Source organism: Ureibacillus xyleni (assembly GCF_900217795.1).
Taxonomy (GTDB): domain Bacteria; phylum Bacillota; class Bacilli; order Bacillales_A; family Planococcaceae; genus Ureibacillus; species Ureibacillus xyleni.
The window spans coordinates 13,858-34,808 of the sequence record NZ_OBMQ01000018.1 but is presented as its reverse complement, the minus strand read 5'-3'; the positions used below and the strand labels follow the sequence as shown (position 1 = coordinate 34,808).

Genomic DNA, 20,951 nt, shown 5'->3' with positions numbered 1-20,951 from the left:
ATTGAGTAATCTCAAACTTTTTTTCGCAAATTTCGATAAAAAGTGGCATAATGAACAGATTAAACATATGAAGGATGACTAAATGAAACAGTTAAGAAAAGTACAATTACAATCCAAATCCATTAAAGATATTACAAACGGCTATCCATTAATTTTAAAAGATGCCATTGAAACGCCAGACATTCCGTTAGAAGAAGGAAACTTATTGCATTTGGTCGATAAAAGTGGCGGCTATATTGCAACAGGGTATTATGGTACACAAAATAAAGGCATTGGCTGGGTGTTAACACGTAAAGAAAAAGAACAAATCGACAAGAAGTTTTTTGCGAAAAAAATTAGAGAAGCTGTAGAAAAACGGGCCAATCTGTTTGCATCAGAAGATACAACGGCTTTTCGAGTATTTAATGGGGAAGGCGATGGAATTGGGGGGTTAACCATCGATTTCTTCAACGGCTTTTATATGGTGAGTTGGTATAGTGAAGGGATTTATTCATTCCAGGAAGACATCTATCATGCACTAGATGAAGTCGTACAGACACGAGGAGTTTATGAAAAATTACGCTTTAATACCAATGGCCAATATGTAAAGCAAGATGATTACGTATCGGGGGAAAAAGGCGAATTCCCGTTAATCGTGTTGGAAAACAAGATGAAATTTGCGGTGGACTTAAATGACGACGCGATGACAGGTATATTCTTGGATCAACGAAATGTTCGAAAAGCATTACGCGATAAATATTCTGAAGGAAAAACGGTGCTCAATACGTTTTCTTATACAGGCGCATTTTCGGTCGCTGCCGTTCTTGGTGGCTCTACCGGAACAACAAGTGTTGACTTAGCGAAAAGAAGCTTACCGAAAACGATTCAACAATTTGAAGTAAATGACATTGACTATCATACCCAAGACATTAAGGTTATGAATGTTTTTGATTACTTTAGTTATGCAGCACGTCATGAGTTAAAATTTGATGTTGTTGTATTGGATCCACCAAGCTTTGCACGCACGAAAAAAATGACATTCAGTACAGCGAAAGACTATCCAAAGTTATTAAAAGATGCCCTCAAAATCACCAATGAAGGTGGATTAATTATTGCATCCACAAATAATGCGAGCTTTAACATGAAAAAGTTCAAAACATTTATTGATAAAGCCTTTAAAGAAACAAATACACGTTACAAAATTGTAGAAGAGCATCAGTTACCTGAAGATTTTACGGTCCCACACAACTTTCCTGAATTTAATTATTTAAAAGTTGTGTTTATCAAAGTAATGGATGTGAACCTATGAAATATAGTAAAAAAACAATGACGAAATTAATTAATGAGCACCGTGAACTGCATGATGAGTTAAAGAAAATAAAAAAAGAAATGGGCTTAGAGAAAAATTTAGCGATTAAAGCACTCTATCACTCAGCCGTTGCGAATAGTGGTCCATTTATGCAAGAATATCAAGACCTCGAGCGCTTGCAATAATACGTGTCCCCACCTAAGAGGCGCTATCCTAGAAAATGGGTTAGCGTCTTTATTTATGGGGAAAGCATTATCACCCGCAATTTGAAAAAATAATGCCGCAAAGGATGAGTAAAATGAAAATTTCAAGAAATCCAGCAGACAATTCATAATCCAGTAGCTCCCTATGTACACCAAATAGAAGTAACAGGTCCAAATCGATGGCTGAATTTATCGGGACAAATCGGCATGCGACTAGACGGCACTGTACCAGAAAACCCTTTAGAGCAACTACAATTGGCATTAGAAAACATCAAGAAAAATCTTGAGACGGCTGAGATGGAAATTGAAGATTTAACTAAAATGGTCTTCTACTTAGTTGGTGACTTTGAAGCCGAACAACGAAGAAAACTAATTGGCGATTTTCTTGGGAACCATCTCCCATGTACAACAATGATTTATGTAGTCGCACTAGCAGCTCCAACATTTAAAGTAGAAATTGATGCATGGGCTTGTAAGGAGATCGGATTGGACGTGAATCAAGGTAATATCGATAAATTTAGCCCAAAAATCACTTAATTCCCCATCTCCACTAACGTAATAGTTAAATGTAATACTTAGCTGTAACACTAATACGTAATACTGAATTGTAATATTTGGATGTAATACTAATACGTAATATTGAATTGTAATACTTAGATGTAATACTAATATGTAATATTAAATTGTAATATTTGGATGTAATACTAATACGTAATATTGAATTGTAATACTTAGATGTAATACTAATATGTAATATTAAATTGTAATATTTGGATGTAATACTAATACGTAATATTGAATTGTAATACTTAGATGTAATACTAATATGTAATATTAAATTGTAATATTTGGATGTAATACTAATACGTAATATTGAATTGTAATACTTAGATGTAATACTAATATGTAATATTGAATTGTAATATTTGGATATAATACTAATACGTAATACTGAATTGTAATACTTAGATGTAATACATTACCAAGTCCTTTATATTGCAATCAAGCGCTTTTCTGAAATAATAAAAGTGTCTTTTCTAAAGGAAGAATCCCTTTCGATACAGAATTCTTCTTTATGAATTATTATTAAAAAATAACGAGGTAAACTATGCCGAAAGTGGAATTTGATAACGTCCAAATACATTATGAAGTAAGGGGGCACGGGGTTCCAATTTTGTTTCTCCATGGATTAGGAGCCAGTTGGAAGATGTGGGCACCGCAAATAGACTTTTTTTCCCCCAAATATAAAATGATTATGTTGGATTTGCGGGGACACGGAAGTTCTACAAAAACCTTCCCTGACAATAAATTTACCGCAAGAGTCATGGCTGAAGATGTAAAAAATGTTTTAGACGCACTCAAGATAACGAAAACTCATCTTGTTGGATTATCTTATGGTTCCGTAACAGCTCAACTTTTCGCGTCAAAGTACCCTGAATATATTGATAAATTAGTGTTATCAAATGGTTACAGCGAAGTCCCGACAAAGATATCCGGCTGGGTATTGAAGGCGTCCAATATAATTTTCAAAATGATGTCCTATGATACAATTATTAACTTGATGCTGAAAGTCTATGGTAAAGATGAATTCACGAAGAAGATATTACGAGATTCGTTTACCTTTGATAAAGAAATGTTGATCCTAGCTAAGAACTCTGAATTTCCGACTCATACAAACGAATTAAAACAGATCACTGTCCCAACTTTGGTCATGGGTGGCGATCGAAAAGTGATGGGTGTAGATGAACGAATAGGTTCGCAAATTCTCTTTAACCATCTACCCAATGCCACGCTTGCTTTAGTTAAAGATGCGTTTGATCCAATAAGCGCGATGGAAAAGGATATATTTAATGAGATGATTCTTGATTTTTTTGAGGGACACCCCATTAAATCATATGAAGGCGTATCGCTATTTGAGAAGCAAATAAATTGAATGATTATTCGGGGGCTATTCTTCAATGGAGAATAGCTTTTTTAATTTACCATAATTTTTTCTGTTGCTGTAAACTTTTTTAAGGTAAAGAACTCTATATTATTGAAGACGTTAGAAAGGAGGAGCTATGGATTCAAAGCTTTTATTGGAAATATACAATAAACAAGCCAAAATGATTTATTTTTACTTGAAGAAGAACGGCTGTACCCATGAAGATGCAGAAGATATTGTGCAAGAAAGTTATACAAAATTCATCGCTTATAGTAGCGGCGTTTCTTCAGATAAAGCTCTTGCTTACATATTCTCCATTTCAATGAATGAATTTAAAAAAATGTTAAAGAAAAAAGGAAAAGAACAAGCAATCCAAGTTGATGATGATCGCTTCTGGGGAAATTTTGCAAATGACCAGGATACCGAACTAAGTGTATTACATATCGAAATGAACCATGAAATTGCAATGACTTTAGAGCGTATTCAAGAAATCTATAAGCAGCTTTTACTATTAAAATATGAACTTGAACTTAGTTATAAAGAAATCGCACTATTACTAGGAATGAAGGAAGAAACCATTCGAACGTATTTATTTCGAGCAAGAAAAGAGTTTCAAAAGAAGTGGAGGGATCTTCATGAATGAATTTCCAGATGAAATGTTTGATGAGAAAAAAATTAAAAAGGCGATAAAAAAAGGGAAAATAAAAACGCTCATTACCATTATCCTAGTATCTTTAGTGGTCTTTATTGTGTTAAGCTTAGCCAATTTCGCCATTTCTGCACATTATAGCGAAAAGGCCTTTAAAAAGTGGGATGCCTATGTGCGTCTTAGCACCCCGAATGGCTATATTAGTGAAACCGTCGATTCAAGAGGACTACTCGGAGGAACAAGCAACTATAAAATTTCAAAAGACTTTAAATACAAATCCATCGTCATCGAACAAAAACAATATTCATTTGGTCTACTTCCATCAGTTTTGATATCAAGAGGTTCAGGTGGCGGCATCGGAATTACCGGAGAGGATTGGCAATTCTCTTATAAAGAAAATGGTTGGCGAGAAATGATGTTTTTCCATCCAAATGTTCAATATAAAAAATACAAAAACGATGAGGAACTGTTGAAAAATATGCAAGGAGATAACCTATATGAAGTCGCACTCTCCTTTGATAAACCCTACAAACTAAATGATTTGCCTTTGTTTAAGCTACCAGAAATGACCTGGTTTTGGTTAAACACCTACAGCAAGAGCCAATTAAACACGTTCCAACAAGAAGCAAAAGAAAACGATTGGTCTTCAACATTTATTCGGGAACATCATGCGTTAGGCTTTTCAATCAATTCTCCATATTTATCTAACACTGATTTGGAATTTGAATATGAGAATTTCTTAAAGTTACTACAAACCAGTCTTTCTGAAGATCACCAGAACGCTTACAACACGATGAAAAATAAAAAAATAGAGGATGTAGAGATTTTAGGGATAGTCGTTTATGGAACGAGGGATGAACTTTTAGACATCATGAAAAACCCTATTATAAAAGCTTCCTCATTAGGAGGAGTTATTGACAATTATTAAGGTCGGAAGCTACTATCACGAATTTTGTCATGGCTTCCTCTTTAAATGGTTAACCTTTTCTAAATGGATGTGAAGTTATTTCTATACTTTTCTCCCCTTTTCTTCGCCAAACTTTTTTAATCTATTCTAGTCTTTTCTGTTCTACTCGCCCCCGAAATACTCATAGATGGAAGAATCGTTTCAAACGATCTTCCGAAACTCTCAGGTTACTATGTTAAGTAGAATATAATTCCTAAAGCTAAGAAAGTCTGAACTCGGTAATATACAGCGTTCAGGCATTTTAGTTTTATTTGATAGATAATTTTATACACTCCAATAGTTACAATTCTATCTTTTTGTTAGGGATTTAATATAATTAGTTGAAGGAATACGCAGAGAAAAAGGAGTGACATGATGTTTATCCCAAAGTATTTTCAAGTAACCGACTTTGATGAAATTAGCGAATTTATTCGAATGAACTCTTTTGGAACCATTGTAACAACAGAAAATGGAAAGCCGATTGCTACGCATATACCGATGGACTTAATTAAAAACGGGGATGATGATTACATAGCTGGACATATGGCTTATGCCAATCCTCAATGGAAAACGTTTGGTGCGGGACAAGATTCGACCCTTGTCATGTTTCAAGGCCCACACGCTTACATTTCCTCCTCCTGGTATAACCATGAAAACGTCCCAACTTGGAATTACCAATCCGTTCATGTCTACGGAACGGCAAGTGTTATGAGTGAGCAAGAGTTAGAGGATTACCTTACTTTGTTATTAAAAAAATACGAAAGCCATCGTGAAAATCCAGTATTATGGGAAAAGCTCTCATCAGAAACGAAAAAGCAAATCAAAGGCACTATTGGATTTAAAATTAAAATAGAAGAAGTTCAAGCATCCTATAAATTAAGTCAAAATCGAAATGAAGAAGATTATCACAATATTATTAAGAAGTTGAATGAGGAAGAAGATTTAAATTCGATTCAACTAGCGGTAGTAATGAAAAATAGAAAGCCGTTTAGTTAATACAAACAATCGAAGAGCAAGTTTCCTATTATATTCTCCCCTTTTTTTCTCACTTTTCTTTTCTACTCAACAGATTTAGGATTAGATAAAGAATCAAGAAAGAACCCCCATCAAATGTTGCAATAAAGTGTACCCTTTGTAAAGGACATTTTAAAAAAGACTCTTAAGCCACTTGAAGAAGATGATGTCTGTATTGTGCAGGCGTCATCTTATTTAATTCCATTGACCGCGATAATGATTATAGTAGGTCATATAACTCTTAATCTCTTGTTTTACATCTTCTAATGTTTCGCATGATTTCAAATCTGATTCATCTTTAAAATGTCCAAAAAAGGATTCTTGTGGGGCATTATCCCAACAGTTCCCGCGGCGTGACATTGACTGACCTATTCCTATTTTCTTCACAAGTTTTTGGAATTGGGGACTGGTATAATGAACTCCTTGATCTGAGTGGATGAATGCACCCTCAGCTAGTTTTCTACCATTCTTCTTTAATTTCTTTACTGTGTTTAGAGCGATATCTAGTGTTATTTTGTCAGACACTTCGTATGCTAGAATTTCATTGGTTTGGGCATCTTTTATGGTAGATAAATAGGCACGTTTCCCTTTTCCGTAACTTAAATAAGTGATGTCTGTTAATAATACTTTTCCAGCGATTCCTTGCTTGAATTCACGATTTAATAGGTTAGGTAATGTTCTATGTTCTTTCGTTGCTTTCGCCATTCTTCGATAAGGATTTGCTTTACGAATAGGGCAAACAATATTAAATTTTTTCATAATGCGACGAATTCGTTTTAAGTTATATGTAATCTGATACTGGTTTTCTAACGTCATTTTAATTTGACGTGCACCTTTCTTACGACGACGGAAATTGTACGCTTTTAATATAATTTCCTTTACTTCTTCATCTGCTTGATTACGGGCTTGTCTATTAAGGTGTCCTTCTTCTGAAAAATAACGATAATAACCTGATCGAGAGACCCCAACTAATTCACAAAGATAACTCACCATGCGATTTAAGCTGTGCTTTTCAATGACATAATGAATTAAGAGAAATTTCTGTTCTGATGTTAATGTTTCTTTTTCTTCACCAACAACCTTTCTGCTAAATCTATCTTTTTTAATAATTCATTTTCAGCACGTAATAAAGCGTTTTGTGCTTCTAATCTTGCATACTTTTCTTCTATGCTTAGTTCACGTTCAAGGGGACGTCCAGAATGATATTTACGTGAATCTTCAAGCCCTTCTAACCCATTTTCTTGATAGGCTGCACGCCATCTTTTTAAAGCTGATTTAGCACGCTCTATCCCAACGATTTCAATATCAAATCCTGCATCTTCAAAAATTTGACGTGGAAATTTTCCTTCTTTATATTCTTTAATCGCCAACGCTTTAAATTCATCTGTATAAGTAATTGCTTTATCACTAACCGCTTTGACATAAGGGTGTTTCTTGAGTAAATTCTGTTCGTGATCAGTAAATAATATTTTTGACATAAGTTATGCTCCATTTAGTTGTAGTTGTTTTCATTATAAATAAAAGTACCCCATAAGAGAGACTTTTTTTAAGTGTCTATCTTATAGGGTACATTTTACAATTTGATGGGGGTTTGTTTTCTATCGATTATTCAATAAATTACACCTTTGATAATTACTTCTTCTCCATCTCTTCCAATAACGCCTCGATTGCTTTATTCATAAACATCGTTTTGAAGCCTCTTTTATTTTTAGCGAGCATGTCCAATCTGTTCGCTAAGTCTTTTTTAAATAAAAAGGTCGTTCGTATATGCGTATCTTCCACTTTTTCCTTGTTTGTTTTTTCTTCATACATGCTTAGCAGATCTTGTTTGATCCCTTCAATTGTTGGCGTGTTAAGTGTCACTTCTTCTTGTTCAACTTGAGTTTCATTTGCAATATTACTTTCTAGTGCATTACTTCCCTCTTCTACTTTATGATTTTCATTAAATTTATCAAACACATTACTAAGACTTTTGCTTTGTCTTGCCATATTCAAACACCTCATCCATTAATTCAAAATAAGCTTTCACAATTGGGTTACTAGAAGGAGTTAACGTTGCGGGTTTCCCGTCATAGGCCGTACTGTTCGCAAATCGAATGGAACGTGGAATAATCGTTTCGAACATTTGAAGTTCATTTTCTAGACAAAATCGTCGTGCTTGTTGCAGCATTTCAGAATGAAGAATCGTCCTGCTATCGACCATCATCCCGACAACCCCCAAAATTTCTAAATTCGGGTTTTCACGATGTTTCAGATCATTGATTGCACCGATAATTCGAATCAACCCTTTCACACCAAATGTTTCCGGGACAAACGGAATAATGACCTTGTCTGCGGTTGCTAAGACATTTCCGACAACTAACCCCATACTTGGTGGTGTATCGATAAAGACGTAATCATAGTTATTTATAATCCCTTGTATGGAACGCTTTAATAATGTAAACGGTTTGTCGTAATGTTGAATGTCTGGCAAAATATCAAATTCTAAGAAATTCATATCTTCGTTAGCTGGGATAATATCAATAGATTCATTTACATTGACGATCACTTGCTCCACTTCAATATGACCTAAGAGCACATCATAAATGGTGTTTTCGAATTCACTTGGATTTAACCCAAAAGCAATGGACGAATTCCCTTGCCCATCCGTATCAATAATAAGAATTTTCTTTCCTTCTTTTATGGAAATCGCCCCTGCGAGATTTGAAACAAGCGATGTCTTCCCCACCCCACCTTTATTCATGGCAACTGCATAAACTTCCGTCAAAACTATTGCACCACCTTTTTAAATGATATGTAAAAATTAAATGCATCATATTAGTATGTATGTTTAAGTGTTATGTAATAGTACAAAGGAATATTTAAACGTAATACATTTATGTAATACTGAATTGGAATATTTGTATGTAATACTCTTATGTAATACTGAATTGGAATATTTATATGTAATACCCTTATGTAATACTGAATTGGAATATTTATATGTAATACCCTTATGTAATACTGAATTGGAATATTTATATGTAATACTCTTATGTAATACTGAATTGGAATATTTACATGTAATATTCTTATGTAATATTCTTACGTAATACTGAAGAAATGGTTGGCATTAATTCAACGCCAACCATTCAATGCGGTTGCTCTTTTATTAATTATTGATTATGACGATTTTCATTGACGATAGAAAGAAATCTAGACCATGAAATATTTCTACCAGTTACTACGATCGCTACTTTTCGCCCCTTTAATTCATCTCCACATTGACTTAATGTTGCAATACCTGCTACTCCTGAAGGTTCAATAATGTATTGGGAATCTAGCATTGATTTCATTGCATTTACAATCTCCTCTTCTGTCACGGTTAAAATCCGATCAATATATTGATGAATGATTGGGAAAGTAATTGTATTAGGATCAATTGGACCACTTAGACCTTCAGCTATCGAACTTTTTAAATTAACTTCTGACACCTTTCCTTCACTATGCCAAGTAGCGATGGACGGGCTATTTTTAGGTTCCACAGCCCAAACTTCAATTTTGGGATTAATAGATTTTAAGGCTATACAAATACCAGCAGTAAGGCCTCCGCCACCTAAACAAGTTATCACCACATCGACGTCAGCCAAATCTTGTATAATTTCTAGAGCAACTGTGCCACCCGCTGAAATGATGGCAGGATCATTGTAAGCAGAAAGAAACGTTTTACCAGTTTCATGTGCTGTATTGATGGCGGCGATTCTAGCATCCTCAATTGTTTCAAAAAACGATAATTGCGCCCCATAGTTACTTAAAGCTCGAATTTTACTTTGGTCTGCATCTTTTGGTAAATAAACATGAGCAGGTACATTCAATTTCCTTGCTGCATAGGCTAAGCCGATTCCATGATTTCCTGCAGAAGGAGCGATTACACCAAGTTGACGTTCAGTTTCATTTAATGTTAACAACTTGTTGAGAGATCCTCTTGCTTTAAAACTTCCCGTTACTTGAAGGCTTTCTAATTTTAAAAAGATGTCCGATTTATATAGCTGAGTAAACCTTTCACTATACTCTAATGGTGTGTGGTGAATATAAGGCTGAATTCTTTTTTGAGCTTGGATAATATCTTGTAACGTAATCGAAAATGGTTTCAAATAAACATCTCCTCTATATTAAGTCTCCTGTTAATTTTATGATTTTCCCATATTTTGAGATAATACCAACTTGTCATAATGTTATAATCTGAAGTTATAAGGGGGGATGAATTTGAATCTTCAGCAAATGAATTACGTGAAAGTAATAGCCGAAACGAAAAGTATCAATAAAGCTTCAAAATCACTCCATATTTCACAGCCAGCTTTAACGAAGCAGTTAAAATTATTAGAAAAGGAGTTAGGTACAACTTTATTTAAGAGGAGTAAAAGTGGAGTATTGTTAACTTCTGATGGAGACATTTTTCTGAGAGAAGCGGAAATAATATTGGATCATGTTACAAGATTAAAACAAAGATTCACAAAAAAAGATGTGAAGAAAACGATAAAAATTGCAGCCCTACCTAGTATTGCGAATAATTTATTACCAGAAATCATACAAAAGTTCAATTCCTTAGAATATAAAGTAGTTCTTCATGTTGTAGGAACAAGTCAGGAGATCGAAAACTTATTACTAGCAAAAGAAATAGATGTTGGATTTGGACAGGATGTTAAAGAGAAGGATTATGTCTATACTTTTTTAAATGAACCATACTTTGTGATTGCCTTGGCTTCAAGTGAGTTTTCAAAAGTTCCTTCCATTTCATTAGCTCAACTAACGGAACAAAATTTAATTTTGCCAACCTCTCCTTGTGATATTCGGAATTCGTTAGATCAATATTTGAGACAAGAAGACATTGTATTAAACAACACGATGGAAATTGGAGAAAATGATGTAATTTTAAAACTGGTCAAAAATGGTGTTGGCGTAACCATTCTCCCTGAAATGAGTATTAGACGCTTAGAACAAGGTTTAAAAGCAATCCCATTAATAGATAATGAATTTAGTAGAAAAATTTCTTTATTAACCTATTCAACTAACATCTTCACTCTAGTAAATGAAAGTTTGCGTTGAGATACACTGTAGTTGAAGGTAAAGATATTTAGACTATGAGCGCATTTTCAAAAGATGAATTTGCGCTTTTTTACATGGATGGCTACTTAGGGTTTTCACAAATTTTAAACACGAACGCAACTTGTTTAAGTATTATGTAATACTGAATTGGAATATTTAGATGTAATACTCTTATGTAATACTGAATTGGAATACTTTAATGTAATACTTTTTCGTAATACTGAATTGGAATACTTTGATGTAACACGTATACGTAATACTGAATTGGAATATTTGGATGTAACACGTATACGTAATACTGAATTGGAATATTTGGATGTAACACGTATACGTAATACTGAATTGGAATATTTGGATGTAACACGTATACGTAATACTGAATTGGAATATTTGGATGTAACACGTATACGTAATACTGAATTGGAATATTTGGATGTAACACGTATACGTAATACTGAATTGGAATATTTGGATGTAACACGTATACGTAATACTGAATTGGAATACCTAAATATAATACCGAATTGGAATGACCACCTAGAGCATGTATTTCTTTAATTTGTCGAACTGGCACATGAAAGTAATGGAAATTTTACCTATCTGACAATTGTCAAAATAATATTAAACTTTCAAAAATACTCGTTGACACGTATTTTTGAAGCGTTTACAATCAAGTTAGCTATTAGACATTAGAAAATTCAACTTGTTGTGCTACTTAGAAAATGGAAAGAGTTGTTTAAATGGCATTAAGTAACGATCGTCGTATAGGTAAACACGCTATCTTACTTTTGCTTTCTGATGAACCTACTGAATATCTTGCAACACTCGAGCAGTTGAACTGGAAGAGTTGCACGGGAAAAGTTGGGTCGATGGATGCACATAAGGTAGTTGCTGCGATTGAAACCGCCGCTAAGAAAAACGGGGTTATTCACTCAGATATCTATCGCGAATCACACGCATTGTACCACGCAATTATCGAAGCGTTAAATGGCATAACACGAGGCCAAGTGCAAATTGGGTCTGTCTTAAGAACAGTTGGTTTGTCCTTTGCTGTTTTACGAGGGAACCCCTATGAAGATGAGCGCGAGGGAGATTGGATTGCGGTTTCCTTATACGGGACCATTGGCGCTCCAGTTAAAGGTTCTGAACATGAAACGATTGGTTTAGGCATTAATCATATATAAATTGCCCATAGTATTTTAGATAATAGGGGGCTATATCAAGAAATCACTTTTTTAGTGATTCTCTTTGGTATAGCCTCCTTTTCTATTGTCATAAGAATTTTGAAGGAGGACATACAGATGGTTACATTAGATGGTCAAACACTTACTTTTTCAGATGTACGAAAAGTTTTATTCGATGGAGAAAAAGTTATTTACTCTGAGGAAAGTATGAAAAAAGTTCAAGAAAGTCGGAAAGCGGTAGAAAAAATCGTTTCCGAGGGGCGTATTGTTTACGGTATTACAACAGGTTTTGGAAAATTTAGTGATGTGTTTATCGGTAAAGACGATGTGGAGGCGCTACAACTCAATTTAATTCGTTCTCATGCTTGCGGCGTTGGAGAGCCCTTTCCAGAGGTTGTATCCCGTGCGATGATTCTCCTACGTGCAAACGCATTATTAAAGGGCTTCTCAGGGGTACGCCCTGTAGTTATTGAAAGATTGCTAGAGTTATTGAATGCTGGCATTCATCCGGTTATCCCTCAGCAAGGATCACTCGGTGCTAGCGGTGATTTAGCGCCACTTTCTCATTTAGCCCTTGTGTTGATTGGTGAAGGGGAGGTCTTTTATAAAGGGGAAAGAACCTCTGCCAAAGATGCTTTAAAGAAGGAATCCATTTTCCCAATCACCTTAACCGCAAAAGAAGGGTTAGCACTTATTAATGGAACGCAGGCAATGACCGCAATGGGCGTTATTGCATACCTTGAGGCAGAAAAATTAGCTTATCAAACAGAACTTATTGCATCCGTAACGATAGAAGGACTACGTGGAATTATTGATGCATTTGATGAAGACATTCAACTTGCCCGTGGTTATAAAGAACAAGTAGACGTAGCAGAACGCATACGTTGTTACTTATCAGATAGCTCTTTAACAACAAAGCAAGGCGAACTTCGTGTGCAAGATGCCTATTCCATTCGTTGTATCCCACAAGTTCATGGCGCTACTTGGCAAACATTAAATTACGTAAAAGAAAAATTGGAAATTGAGATGAACGCTGCAACAGATAATCCATTAATTTTTGACAACGGGGAAAAAGTTTTATCAGGTGGGAATTTCCACGGGCAACCGATTGCATTCGCGATGGATTTCCTAGCGATTGCGGTAGCAGAACTAGCTAACATTTCTGAACGACGAATTGAACGCCTTGTCAACCCACAACTAAATGATTTGCCTCCGTTTTTAAGTCCTGAACCCGGCTTACAATCAGGAGCGATGATTATGCAATATGTGGCGGCATCCCTTGTATCGGAAAACAAAACGTTAGCACACCCAGCAAGTGTCGATTCCATTCCGTCATCAGCGAACCAAGAAGACCACGTTAGCATGGGAACAATCGGATCAAGACACGCATATCAAGTTATCACGAATACACGTCGAGTGTTAGCGATTGAGGCAATCTGTGGGCTACAAGCGGCACAATACCGTGGAGTTGATAAAATGGCGTCACACACGCGAAGTTTTTTAGAAAATGCAAGAAATATTGTTCCATCAATTCATGCCGATCGCGTATTTTCAAAAGATATTGAAGCGATGAATGCTTGGTTAAAAATTGAATCGTTCGAGTTTGGAAAAAAAGTATCTCAATTAGGAGGAAATGAAAATGAAAACAACAACTAACCAAAAAGTAGTACGTTATGTAGGGACAAATCTTAATACAAAAGGCTGGCAACAAGAAGCCGTTCTTCGGATGTTAATGAATAATTTAGATCCAGACGTTGCAGAAAGACCAGAAGACTTAGTCGTTTATGGTGGAATCGGAAAAGCTGCTCGTAACTGGGAGTCTTTCGATGCAATCGTGAAATCACTGAAAGAACTAGAAAACGATGAAACTTTACTTGTGCAATCAGGAAAGCCTGTCGCGATTTTCAGAACACATACGGATGCACCACGCGTTCTTCTTGCAAATTCCAACATTGTACCAGCTTATGCAAATTGGGAAACATTCCACGAACTCGATAAAAAAGGGCTAATGATGTACGGGCAAATGACAGCAGGTAGCTGGATTTATATTGGTTCACAAGGAATTGTACAAGGCACGTATGAAACCTTTGCGGAGTTAGCGAAACAGCATTTTAACAGTACACTCAAAGGCACAATCACTGTAACAGCTGGATTAGGTGGAATGGGTGGTGCACAACCACTTGCGGTAACGATGAACGGAGGCGTATGTATCGCCATTGAGGTGGATGAAACAAGAATCGACCGCCGAATCGAAACGCGTTACACCGATGTAAAAGCGTATACGTTAGAGGAAGCCATTCAATTAGCTGAAGCGGCAAAGAAAGAAGGCAAAGCGTTATCGATTGGTTTATTAGGGAACGCAGCAGCCATTCTTCCTGAAATGATTGCAAGAAACTTCATTCCTGATGCATTAACTGACCAAACATCAGCTCATGATCCACTAAACGGTTATATTCCTTCAGGGATGACGCTTGAAGAAGCAGCGAAGTTACGAAGCGAAAACCCTACAGAATATGTGAAACGTTCAAAAGCATCGATGGCCACACATGTAAACGCAATGCTTACGATGATGGAAAAAGGATCCATTACTTTTGACTATGGGAACAACATTCGTCAAGTTGCGAAAGATGAAGGCGTAGAAAATGCCTTTGACTTCCCTGGATTTGTTCCAGCTTATATTCGCCCACAATTTTGTGAAGGAAAAGGACCTTTCCGTTGGGTAGCCCTATCAGGAGATCCTGAAGATATTTATAAGACAGACGAAGCCATTTTACGTGAATTTAGTGACAACGAACATTTATGCAACTGGATTCGTATGGCACAAGACAAAATTCAATTCCAAGGTCTTCCTTCTCGAATTTGTTGGTTAGGCTATGGCGAACGCGCTCGATTCGGAAAAATCATCAATGATATGGTGGCAAGCGGCGAACTAAAAGCGCCAATTGTCATCGGTCGTGACCACTTAGATTCAGGTTCCGTTGCTTCACCAAACCGTGAAACAGAAGCGATGAAAGACGGTTCAGATGTTGTAGCAGATTGGCCGATTTTAAATGCGATGGTCAACGCAGTTGGAGGTGCCACTTGGGTTTCTGTACACCACGGTGGTGGCGTCGGAATGGGTTACTCCTTACATGCAGGAGTCGTGATTGTGGCGGATGGAACGAAAGAAGCCGAAGCACGTATCGAGCGAGTATTAACAACAGATCCAGGAATGGGAGTTGTGCGCCACGCTGATGCAGGATATGAACTTGCCAAGAAAACGGCTCGGGAAAAAGGAATCAAGATGCCAATGCTTGATCAAGGAGTGGATCAGTGATGACAAAACCGATTTGGATTAAACATGCGGCCCAATTAGCAACACTTGCTTCTAATGAATTAGGTCCACGCACCAAAGAAGCAATGTCCAATCTTGGTTTAATTGAAGACGGCAGCTTATGGATTGAAGATGGCATAATTCAAGCTGTCGGAACAACAACAGAGCTTGAAAAAAAGTATTCAGATAAGCCTCATGAAGCAGAAATTGTCGATGCGACAAATCATTTAGTCACGCCAGGATTAGTGGACCCCCATACGCATGTAGTTTATGGGGGAAGCCGGGAGCATGAATTTGAAATGCGCCTAGAAGGGGCAACGTACATGGACATTATGAATGCAGGTGGCGGCATTCATGCGACAACCCGTATGACAAGAGAAGCAACAGAACAGGAGCTTTTTGAGCAAACAACACGGCGATTGGATTCCTTTCTAGCTCACGGAGTCACAACAATTGAAGGGAAAAGCGGTTACGGCATGAATCTTGAAACCGAGCTGAAGCAGTTACGCGTCATGAAAAGACTACAAGAACAACATCCAATTGATATCGTGCCAACGTTTATGGGTGCCCATGCCGTCCCACCAGAATATAAGGGGCGGGAAGATGAATTTGTCGATTATTTAATTAACGACATGTTACCAATCATCGCTGCGGAGAAACTCGCAGAATTTAATGATGTGTTCTGTGAAAAGGGCGTTTATACACCAGAACAAGCAGAGCGGATTTTAGAAGCGGGAAAACGATTTGGGTTGATTCCAAAAATCCATGCCGATGAAATTGAGCCCTATGGTGGAGCAGAATTAGCCGCAAAAATCGGGGCCATTTCAGCTGAACATCTGTTAAAAGCATCCGATGAGGGGATTAAGGCTATGGCTAAAGCAGGAACAATCGCTTGTTTACTACCAGCGACCGCCTTGTATTTACGGGAAGAAGCCGCTGCAGGAAGAAAAATGATTGATGCAGGTGTGGCTGTCGCGATTTCCACCGATTGCAATCCCGGCTCTTCACCCACAACATCCATGCCACTTGTGATGAATTTGGCTTGTATCTCGATGCGTTTGACTCCTGCTGAAAGCTTAATCGCCGCAACCTATAATGCCGCTTGCGCAATCAATCGTCAAGATCAAGTGGGGTCACTTGAAGTCGGGAAACAAGCCGATATCGTGATATGGAAAACGAAAAGTTATCAAGAACTACAATATTTATTTGGTGTCAACCATGTGAAATCTGTATGGAAAAAAGGCATAAAGGTGGTGTGATATGGGGAAACTGTATCTTCAAATTCCGGAATGGTCTTGGAATCTTCCAGAAGAAAATCAACCAACTTATGTGCATCATTGGGTGCAACCACTTCAAAACAGCAAAAGTACACCCGACTTAATTCTTTACGGTGCACCCATCTCGAGGTCTTCCATAAGTGTCTCAGGCGCTTCCCTATACCCAACAGAATTTCGCCGATCATGGAAAAGTTTTGCGACCTATAATTTGGATGAAAATGTTGATTTAGTTCAATATACTGTAGCTGATGCTGGGGATGTGACCATGCACACAACCGATATTCTTTTATCACATCAACGGATTCAAGAGTCCACGGCATATTTAGTAGAAAACTATCCTAACGCAACAACGTGTATGATAGGCGGTGACCATTCCACAACGGCATGTGCAGTTCGTGGAATTAAAGAAGCTTATTCAAATGAAACGATTGGAATCCTACAGCTTGATACACATCTCGATGTAAGAGACCCGAAAGAATTAGGACCGGCAAACGGAACACCCATTAGGCAATTAATTGATGGGAATATCGTCAAGGGTGAGCATGTGATTAATATTGGTTTGCATGGCTACTTTAATGCAAAACCACTCATTGACTATGCGAACAAACACAAAATACAAATGGTGACATTAAAGCAAGCCCGTAACCAAGGATTAATTAGGACAATTCAAAAATCACTAAACCAATTATCATCTAAAGTTGATCGGATCTACGTCACAGTCGATATGGATGTTCTGGATATATCTGTTGCACCAGGCGTACCTGCCTCTACTCCAGGAGGGATGACGACGATTGAACTGTTTGAGTGTTTACTTGAAATCGGACGCCACCCCGTTGTCAATCATATCGATTTTGTTTGCCTTGACCCCAGTAAAGATTCCATTGTGGCTGAAACCGTAAAAACCGGGGTGTACGCATGGTTACAATTTGTGACAGGGCGTATTTTACAAACCTAAACACTAACTCAACGACGCTTTTCTAAATAAAGAAAAGCGTTTTTCTTTTTGAAAAGGAGCGTTATGGTACAATAATAGTAGGAGGATACAACCTTGAAATTTATTACTTTACTTATAGTCCTTGGTTTTACAATCTTATTTGCATATGATTATTTTCCAAATGCCCCCCATGTTGTTCACCTTCCAAAATCCTTCATCGCCTTTTTAATTCTCGGATTAATTTTGATTGGTTTGCTTTTTAAACGGAATAGAAAGGTTGATGATAAAGCTGTTTTTAAGTGGAAAGTATTTATCACAGTTTATATCATTTTTCTAATGGTCGTCTTTACTCTTTTGGGAGGAAATTCAGCTTCGGGAATCTCTTTTAAAAATAGCTTTTTTTGGGTCGTACTGCTACTTGCTGTGGTGGATATCTTTTCTCATTTCAGGAAGATTAAGAATTCCCAGTAAGTATTAATTGTTATGTAATACTTAAATGTAATACTGTTACGTAATACTATAAAACATAAAAAAAACCCGGATTAACTCCGGGTCTGATTACACTTACTTTTCATCCTCCATGACACCCTGCCTCGCTTTTCGCATTTAGACTTAAGATCTCCCTAAGACAATCGTGCTTTAGCGTACTCAGTTTCGATGGGTTTTCTTGAGCTAACGATAATTCGCACTCATCGGGTTAACCCTCCTAGTCACTTGGATTGGAAGTGAAATCTTTTATAGTATAGATGGATTTCACTTTTTTATACACATTTTATAGCATCGTTTCAATTCTTTTAGTTAAATGTAATACTTAAACGTAATACTTAAATGTAATAGTTAAATGTAATAGTTAAATGTAATCCTTAAACGTAATACTCAAATGTAACACTTAAACGTAACACTTAAACGTAATACTCAAACGTAATACTCAAACGTAATACTCAAATGTAACACTTAAACGTAATCCTTAAACGTAATCCTTAAACGTAATCCTTAAACGTAATCCTTAAACGTAATCCTTAACATGGTATAAAGAGTGTGATTTTCGCCAAAATAAAAACCCGGATTAACTCCGGGTCTGATTACACTTACTTTTCATCCTCCATGACACCCTGCCTCGCTTTTCGCATTTAATCTTAAGATTTCCTTAAGACAACCGTGCTTTAGCTTACTCAGTTTCGATGGGTCATCCTGAGCTAACGATCAATCGCACTCATCGGGTTAACCCTCCTAGTCATTTGGATTGGAAGTGAAATCTTTTATAGTATAGATCAATTTCACTTTTTCATACACATTATCTTAAAAGGCTATTCTAAAGGTCTAATCGTTTCAAGTTTTCCTTCGTTAGGGTTCCGTTTATTCCAAAGAAAATTAATGAGGTACTGTTGATTTTCTTCAACTAATTGAAATTCATTTTGAGAAACTCTCACCATTTTGTCATTGATTATCAAGTAAAATTTCCCGTTCTCATTTCGTTTCTGTTCCACTATAAATACGCCACCTGTCGAAACTTCTTGGAATTGATGCTCTGTAATAGTCATGATAACGGCTATAGAAGTTATGATGACAATGGCTTTAGCAATCGTTTTTAATTTTAACGGTTTTATTCCTCTTTTTCTTACATATTTCGTAAAGAGGAAGAGATAAATCAGGAACAAAACAGGTACGACAACTATCGCAATGTTAAAAGGTAAATACATCATTTCGTGGAGATTGTAATTATAATCTGCAATGGATTGAATTCTGCCGAGCTGTAATCCTACAAAAGCTAAATAAAGAAGTGCTAACAACGAATACAACACCATTTGTTGAGCTTCATATAATTTTTTAATTTCTTCTTTATTATTTTGCTCCATTGTCCCACCTCCCAAAAAGATTCTTCCTTAAAAGTATATTATACTATCGCTCAAAACTACCCGAAGCAAATCTATTTCGTTCTTATATAACAATTATATAACTTTCAACCACACTATAGCGTCTTTAGGAGGTATTTTCCAAAATGAATAGAATAGTAGAATATAGAGAAGATTTCCGCAGTAAAAGTCATTTGAAAGGATTGAAGCAGCATGGAATTACGACATTTAGAATATTTTCTAATGCTTAGTAAAGAACTCCACTTCACGAAAGCAGCTGAAAAATTAGGAATCTCCCAGCCTACTTTAAGCCATCAAATTAAGATGCTTGAAAAAGAAATCGGTTATTCCCTTTTTAATCGTGTTGGCAAGAGAGTAGAACTGACAAAGGTTGGGGAAATTGTACAACAGGAAACATTAAATATTCGAGATTCTATCCAAAGTATGTCTTCTCAAATTACAGCTTTATCCAAAGTAGAAATCGGTGAATTAAAAATTGCGGTGTTGCCGGGTGAAATAACAGATTTGGTTTCCACTTTGTGCATTCAATTTAACCAGCTCTACCCAAACATTAAAGTCATCATAGAAACAACAGATCAAGTTGAAAAGTCCGTTTTACAAAATAAAGCTGACTTCGGAATTGATTTCCAGTTAAATCCAAATGATTTATTAGAAGTGACCAAATTGTATGATGAAGAGTTTTATCTCATTAGCAATGAAAAAAGTGATACACAAAACATATCATTTTCTTCCGCTTTAGATGGCCCACTTATTTTATTTCCAAGCATTCATCAATGTAGGAAATTACTGAATAAGACGAGCTGTGAGATTGGGAAGCCATTTGAGCCGATTGTTGAAACGTCTAGCATCCGATCTATTTTAAATTTAGTTCGCAATGGTGTTGGTCGGAGTATTGTTTCCCGTACGTTATATGAATTTTATGAAACAGAAGATTTGTTTTTCCAACATATTGATAAACCGTCTTTAAATCGGGCCGTCTACCTCGTCATGAAAAGGAACTGTTTTATCAATTATGCTGCACGAGAATATATTAAATTACTAGTAAGTGAAATTGAAAAGCTCCATTTTCACATAGAGAAGGAGGCAATTGATTCCTTGCATAGTGTTGTATTATAGATTTTTTCTATTATTATCATAGAAATCATATGATAGACGAACGCTTAAGTCATCTTTACAATTATATACAAGAAACTCATCCAAAAATATGTAATGAGAGTTTTGATTGGCAGTAATGTTTTGAATTTTTACCCTAAAGATTTT

At 36.4% G+C, this 20,951-nt stretch carries 20 protein-coding genes and 2 pseudogenes; 15 read left to right on the top strand and 7 right to left on the bottom strand.

Annotated elements, in window-relative coordinates:
- Positions 1-82 precede the first annotated feature (82 nt).
- From CRO00_RS18435 to CRO00_RS18425, 3 genes and pseudogenes are all read left to right on the top strand, one after another.
- A complete protein-coding gene (locus CRO00_RS18435) occupies positions 83-1,288 on the top strand; it encodes a class I SAM-dependent rRNA methyltransferase (protein WP_097075144.1) in 1,206 nt (401 codons plus the stop codon).
- Positions 1,285-1,473 (top strand): hypothetical protein, encoded by a 189-nt coding sequence (locus CRO00_RS18430; RefSeq protein WP_097075143.1) that lies wholly within the window; start codon positions 1,285-1,287, stop codon positions 1,471-1,473. Before CRO00_RS18435 ends, CRO00_RS18430 begins: the two co-directional genes overlap by 4 nt.
- A gap of 113 nt (positions 1,474-1,586) precedes the next feature.
- Positions 1,587-2,028, top strand: a pseudogene (locus CRO00_RS18425) (RidA family protein).
- Positions 2,029-2,325: 297 nt separating this feature from the next.
- Here CRO00_RS18425 and CRO00_RS20230 read toward each other — a convergent pair.
- Positions 2,326-2,493 (bottom strand): hypothetical protein, encoded by a 168-nt coding sequence (locus tag CRO00_RS20230; protein ID WP_161946741.1) that lies wholly within the window; start codon positions 2,491-2,493, stop codon positions 2,326-2,328.
- A 106-nt stretch (positions 2,494-2,599) separates the two neighbouring features.
- Between CRO00_RS20230 and CRO00_RS18420 the strand changes: the two genes are divergently transcribed.
- The 4 genes from CRO00_RS18420 to CRO00_RS18405 all read left to right on the top strand — a co-directional run bounded on the left by CRO00_RS18420 (position 2,600) and on the right by CRO00_RS18405 (position 6,006).
- Positions 2,600-3,424, top strand: a complete 825-nt coding sequence (locus CRO00_RS18420) for an alpha/beta fold hydrolase (RefSeq protein WP_097075142.1) — start codon at positions 2,600-2,602, stop codon at positions 3,422-3,424.
- Positions 3,425-3,551: 127 nt separating this feature from the next.
- Positions 3,552-4,058 carry an RNA polymerase sigma factor gene (locus CRO00_RS18415; protein WP_097075141.1) on the top strand — a complete coding sequence of 169 codons (507 nt, stop codon included), beginning with the start codon at positions 3,552-3,554 and terminating at the stop codon, positions 4,056-4,058.
- Complete coding sequence (locus CRO00_RS18410) at positions 4,051-4,992, top strand: anti sigma factor C-terminal domain-containing protein (RefSeq protein WP_097075140.1); 942 nt, start codon at positions 4,051-4,053, stop codon at positions 4,990-4,992. The genes CRO00_RS18415 and CRO00_RS18410 overlap by 8 nt, the downstream gene beginning before the upstream one ends.
- Before the next feature lie 393 nt (positions 4,993-5,385).
- Complete coding sequence (locus CRO00_RS18405; protein ID WP_097075139.1) at positions 5,386-6,006, top strand: FMN-binding negative transcriptional regulator; 621 nt, start codon at positions 5,386-5,388, stop codon at positions 6,004-6,006.
- 163 nt (positions 6,007-6,169) lie between these two features.
- On the opposite strand, the pseudogene CRO00_RS18400 reads toward CRO00_RS18405, so the two are convergent.
- The 4 genes and pseudogenes from CRO00_RS18400 to CRO00_RS18385 form a co-directional block, all read right to left on the bottom strand.
- Positions 6,170-7,502, bottom strand: a pseudogene (locus CRO00_RS18400) (IS3 family transposase).
- Positions 7,503-7,656: 154 nt separating this feature from the next.
- Entirely contained in the window at positions 7,657-8,013 is a 357-nt protein-coding gene (locus tag CRO00_RS18395) for a hypothetical protein (RefSeq protein WP_097075138.1), read from the bottom strand.
- On the bottom strand, positions 7,988-8,791 hold the full coding sequence (locus CRO00_RS18390) for a ParA family protein (protein ID WP_097075137.1): 804 nt from the start codon (positions 8,789-8,791) through the stop codon (positions 7,988-7,990). The genes CRO00_RS18395 and CRO00_RS18390 overlap by 26 nt, the downstream gene beginning before the upstream one ends.
- A gap of 388 nt (positions 8,792-9,179) precedes the next feature.
- Positions 9,180-10,157, bottom strand: a complete 978-nt coding sequence (locus tag CRO00_RS18385; RefSeq protein ID WP_097075136.1) for a threonine ammonia-lyase — start codon at positions 10,155-10,157, stop codon at positions 9,180-9,182.
- A gap of 112 nt (positions 10,158-10,269) precedes the next feature.
- Between CRO00_RS18385 and CRO00_RS18380 the strand changes: the two genes are divergently transcribed.
- Positions 10,270-11,109, top strand: coding sequence for a LysR family transcriptional regulator (locus tag CRO00_RS18380; RefSeq protein WP_161946740.1), 840 nt, complete (start codon positions 10,270-10,272; stop codon positions 11,107-11,109).
- A gap of 196 nt (positions 11,110-11,305) precedes the next feature.
- Here CRO00_RS18380 and CRO00_RS18375 read toward each other — a convergent pair whose 3' ends face one another.
- A complete protein-coding gene (locus tag CRO00_RS18375) occupies positions 11,306-11,683 on the bottom strand; it encodes a hypothetical protein (RefSeq protein ID WP_097075134.1) in 378 nt (125 codons plus the stop codon).
- 166 nt (positions 11,684-11,849) lie between these two features.
- Between CRO00_RS18375 and hutP the strand changes: the two genes are divergently transcribed.
- The 6 genes from hutP to CRO00_RS18345 all read left to right on the top strand — a co-directional run bounded on the left by hutP (position 11,850) and on the right by CRO00_RS18345 (position 18,288).
- Positions 11,850-12,293 (top strand): hut operon transcriptional regulator HutP, encoded by a 444-nt coding sequence (hutP, locus tag CRO00_RS18370; protein WP_097075133.1) that lies wholly within the window; start codon positions 11,850-11,852, stop codon positions 12,291-12,293.
- 117 nt (positions 12,294-12,410) lie between these two features.
- Positions 12,411-13,949, top strand: coding sequence for a histidine ammonia-lyase (hutH, locus tag CRO00_RS18365; protein WP_097075132.1), 1,539 nt, complete (start codon positions 12,411-12,413; stop codon positions 13,947-13,949).
- The gene (gene hutU / locus CRO00_RS18360) at positions 13,933-15,609 is read left to right on the top strand and encodes a urocanate hydratase (RefSeq protein WP_097075131.1); all 1,677 of its coding nucleotides are present in this window, start codon (positions 13,933-13,935) and stop codon (positions 15,607-15,609) included. Before hutH ends, hutU begins: the two co-directional genes overlap by 17 nt.
- Positions 15,609-16,865 (top strand): imidazolonepropionase, encoded by a 1,257-nt coding sequence (hutI, locus tag CRO00_RS18355; protein WP_097075130.1) that lies wholly within the window; start codon positions 15,609-15,611, stop codon positions 16,863-16,865. The genes hutU and hutI overlap by 1 nt, the downstream gene beginning before the upstream one ends.
- 1 nt (position 16,866) lies before the next feature.
- Entirely contained in the window at positions 16,867-17,838 is a 972-nt protein-coding gene (locus tag CRO00_RS18350) for an agmatinase family protein (protein WP_097075129.1), read from the top strand.
- Between the two features lie 93 nt (positions 17,839-17,931).
- Complete coding sequence (locus tag CRO00_RS18345; RefSeq protein WP_097075128.1) at positions 17,932-18,288, top strand: hypothetical protein; 357 nt, start codon at positions 17,932-17,934, stop codon at positions 18,286-18,288.
- Positions 18,289-19,124: 836 nt separating this feature from the next.
- On the opposite strand, the gene CRO00_RS18340 is transcribed toward CRO00_RS18345, so the two are convergent.
- Positions 19,125-19,673 (bottom strand): hypothetical protein, encoded by a 549-nt coding sequence (locus tag CRO00_RS18340; protein ID WP_097075127.1) that lies wholly within the window; start codon positions 19,671-19,673, stop codon positions 19,125-19,127.
- Between the two features lie 210 nt (positions 19,674-19,883).
- Between CRO00_RS18340 and CRO00_RS18335 the strand changes: the two genes are divergently transcribed.
- A complete protein-coding gene (locus CRO00_RS18335) occupies positions 19,884-20,807 on the top strand; it encodes a LysR family transcriptional regulator (RefSeq protein ID WP_097075126.1) in 924 nt (307 codons plus the stop codon).
- The last annotated feature ends 144 nt before the right edge of the window (positions 20,808-20,951 follow it).

Bases quoted from the DNA above. Each gene is read 5' to 3' on its own strand.
- CRO00_RS18435 (WP_097075144.1), top strand. From the start codon at position 83: ATGAAACAGTTAAGAAAAGTACAATTACAATCCAAATCCATTAAAGAT.
- CRO00_RS18430 (WP_097075143.1), top strand. From the start codon at position 1,285: ATGAAATATAGTAAAAAAACAATGACGAAATTAATTAATGAGCACCGT.
- CRO00_RS18420 (WP_097075142.1), top strand. From the start codon at position 2,600: ATGCCGAAAGTGGAATTTGATAACGTCCAAATACATTATGAAGTAAGG.
- CRO00_RS18415 (WP_097075141.1), top strand. From the start codon at position 3,552: ATGGATTCAAAGCTTTTATTGGAAATATACAATAAACAAGCCAAAATG.
- CRO00_RS18410 (WP_097075140.1), top strand. From the start codon at position 4,051: ATGAATGAATTTCCAGATGAAATGTTTGATGAGAAAAAAATTAAAAAG.
- CRO00_RS18405 (WP_097075139.1), top strand. From the start codon at position 5,386: ATGTTTATCCCAAAGTATTTTCAAGTAACCGACTTTGATGAAATTAGC.
- CRO00_RS18395 (WP_097075138.1), bottom strand. From the start codon at position 8,013: ATGGCAAGACAAAGCAAAAGTCTTAGTAATGTGTTTGATAAATTTAAT.
- hutP (WP_097075133.1), top strand. From the start codon at position 11,850: ATGGCATTAAGTAACGATCGTCGTATAGGTAAACACGCTATCTTACTT.
- hutH (WP_097075132.1), top strand. From the start codon at position 12,411: ATGGTTACATTAGATGGTCAAACACTTACTTTTTCAGATGTACGAAAA.
- hutU (WP_097075131.1), top strand. From the start codon at position 13,933: ATGAAAACAACAACTAACCAAAAAGTAGTACGTTATGTAGGGACAAAT.
- hutI (WP_097075130.1), top strand. From the start codon at position 15,609: ATGACAAAACCGATTTGGATTAAACATGCGGCCCAATTAGCAACACTT.
- CRO00_RS18350 (WP_097075129.1), top strand. From the start codon at position 16,867: ATGGGGAAACTGTATCTTCAAATTCCGGAATGGTCTTGGAATCTTCCA.
- CRO00_RS18340 (WP_097075127.1), bottom strand. From the start codon at position 19,673: ATGGAGCAAAATAATAAAGAAGAAATTAAAAAATTATATGAAGCTCAA.
- CRO00_RS18335 (WP_097075126.1), top strand. From the start codon at position 19,884: ATGGAATTACGACATTTAGAATATTTTCTAATGCTTAGTAAAGAACTC.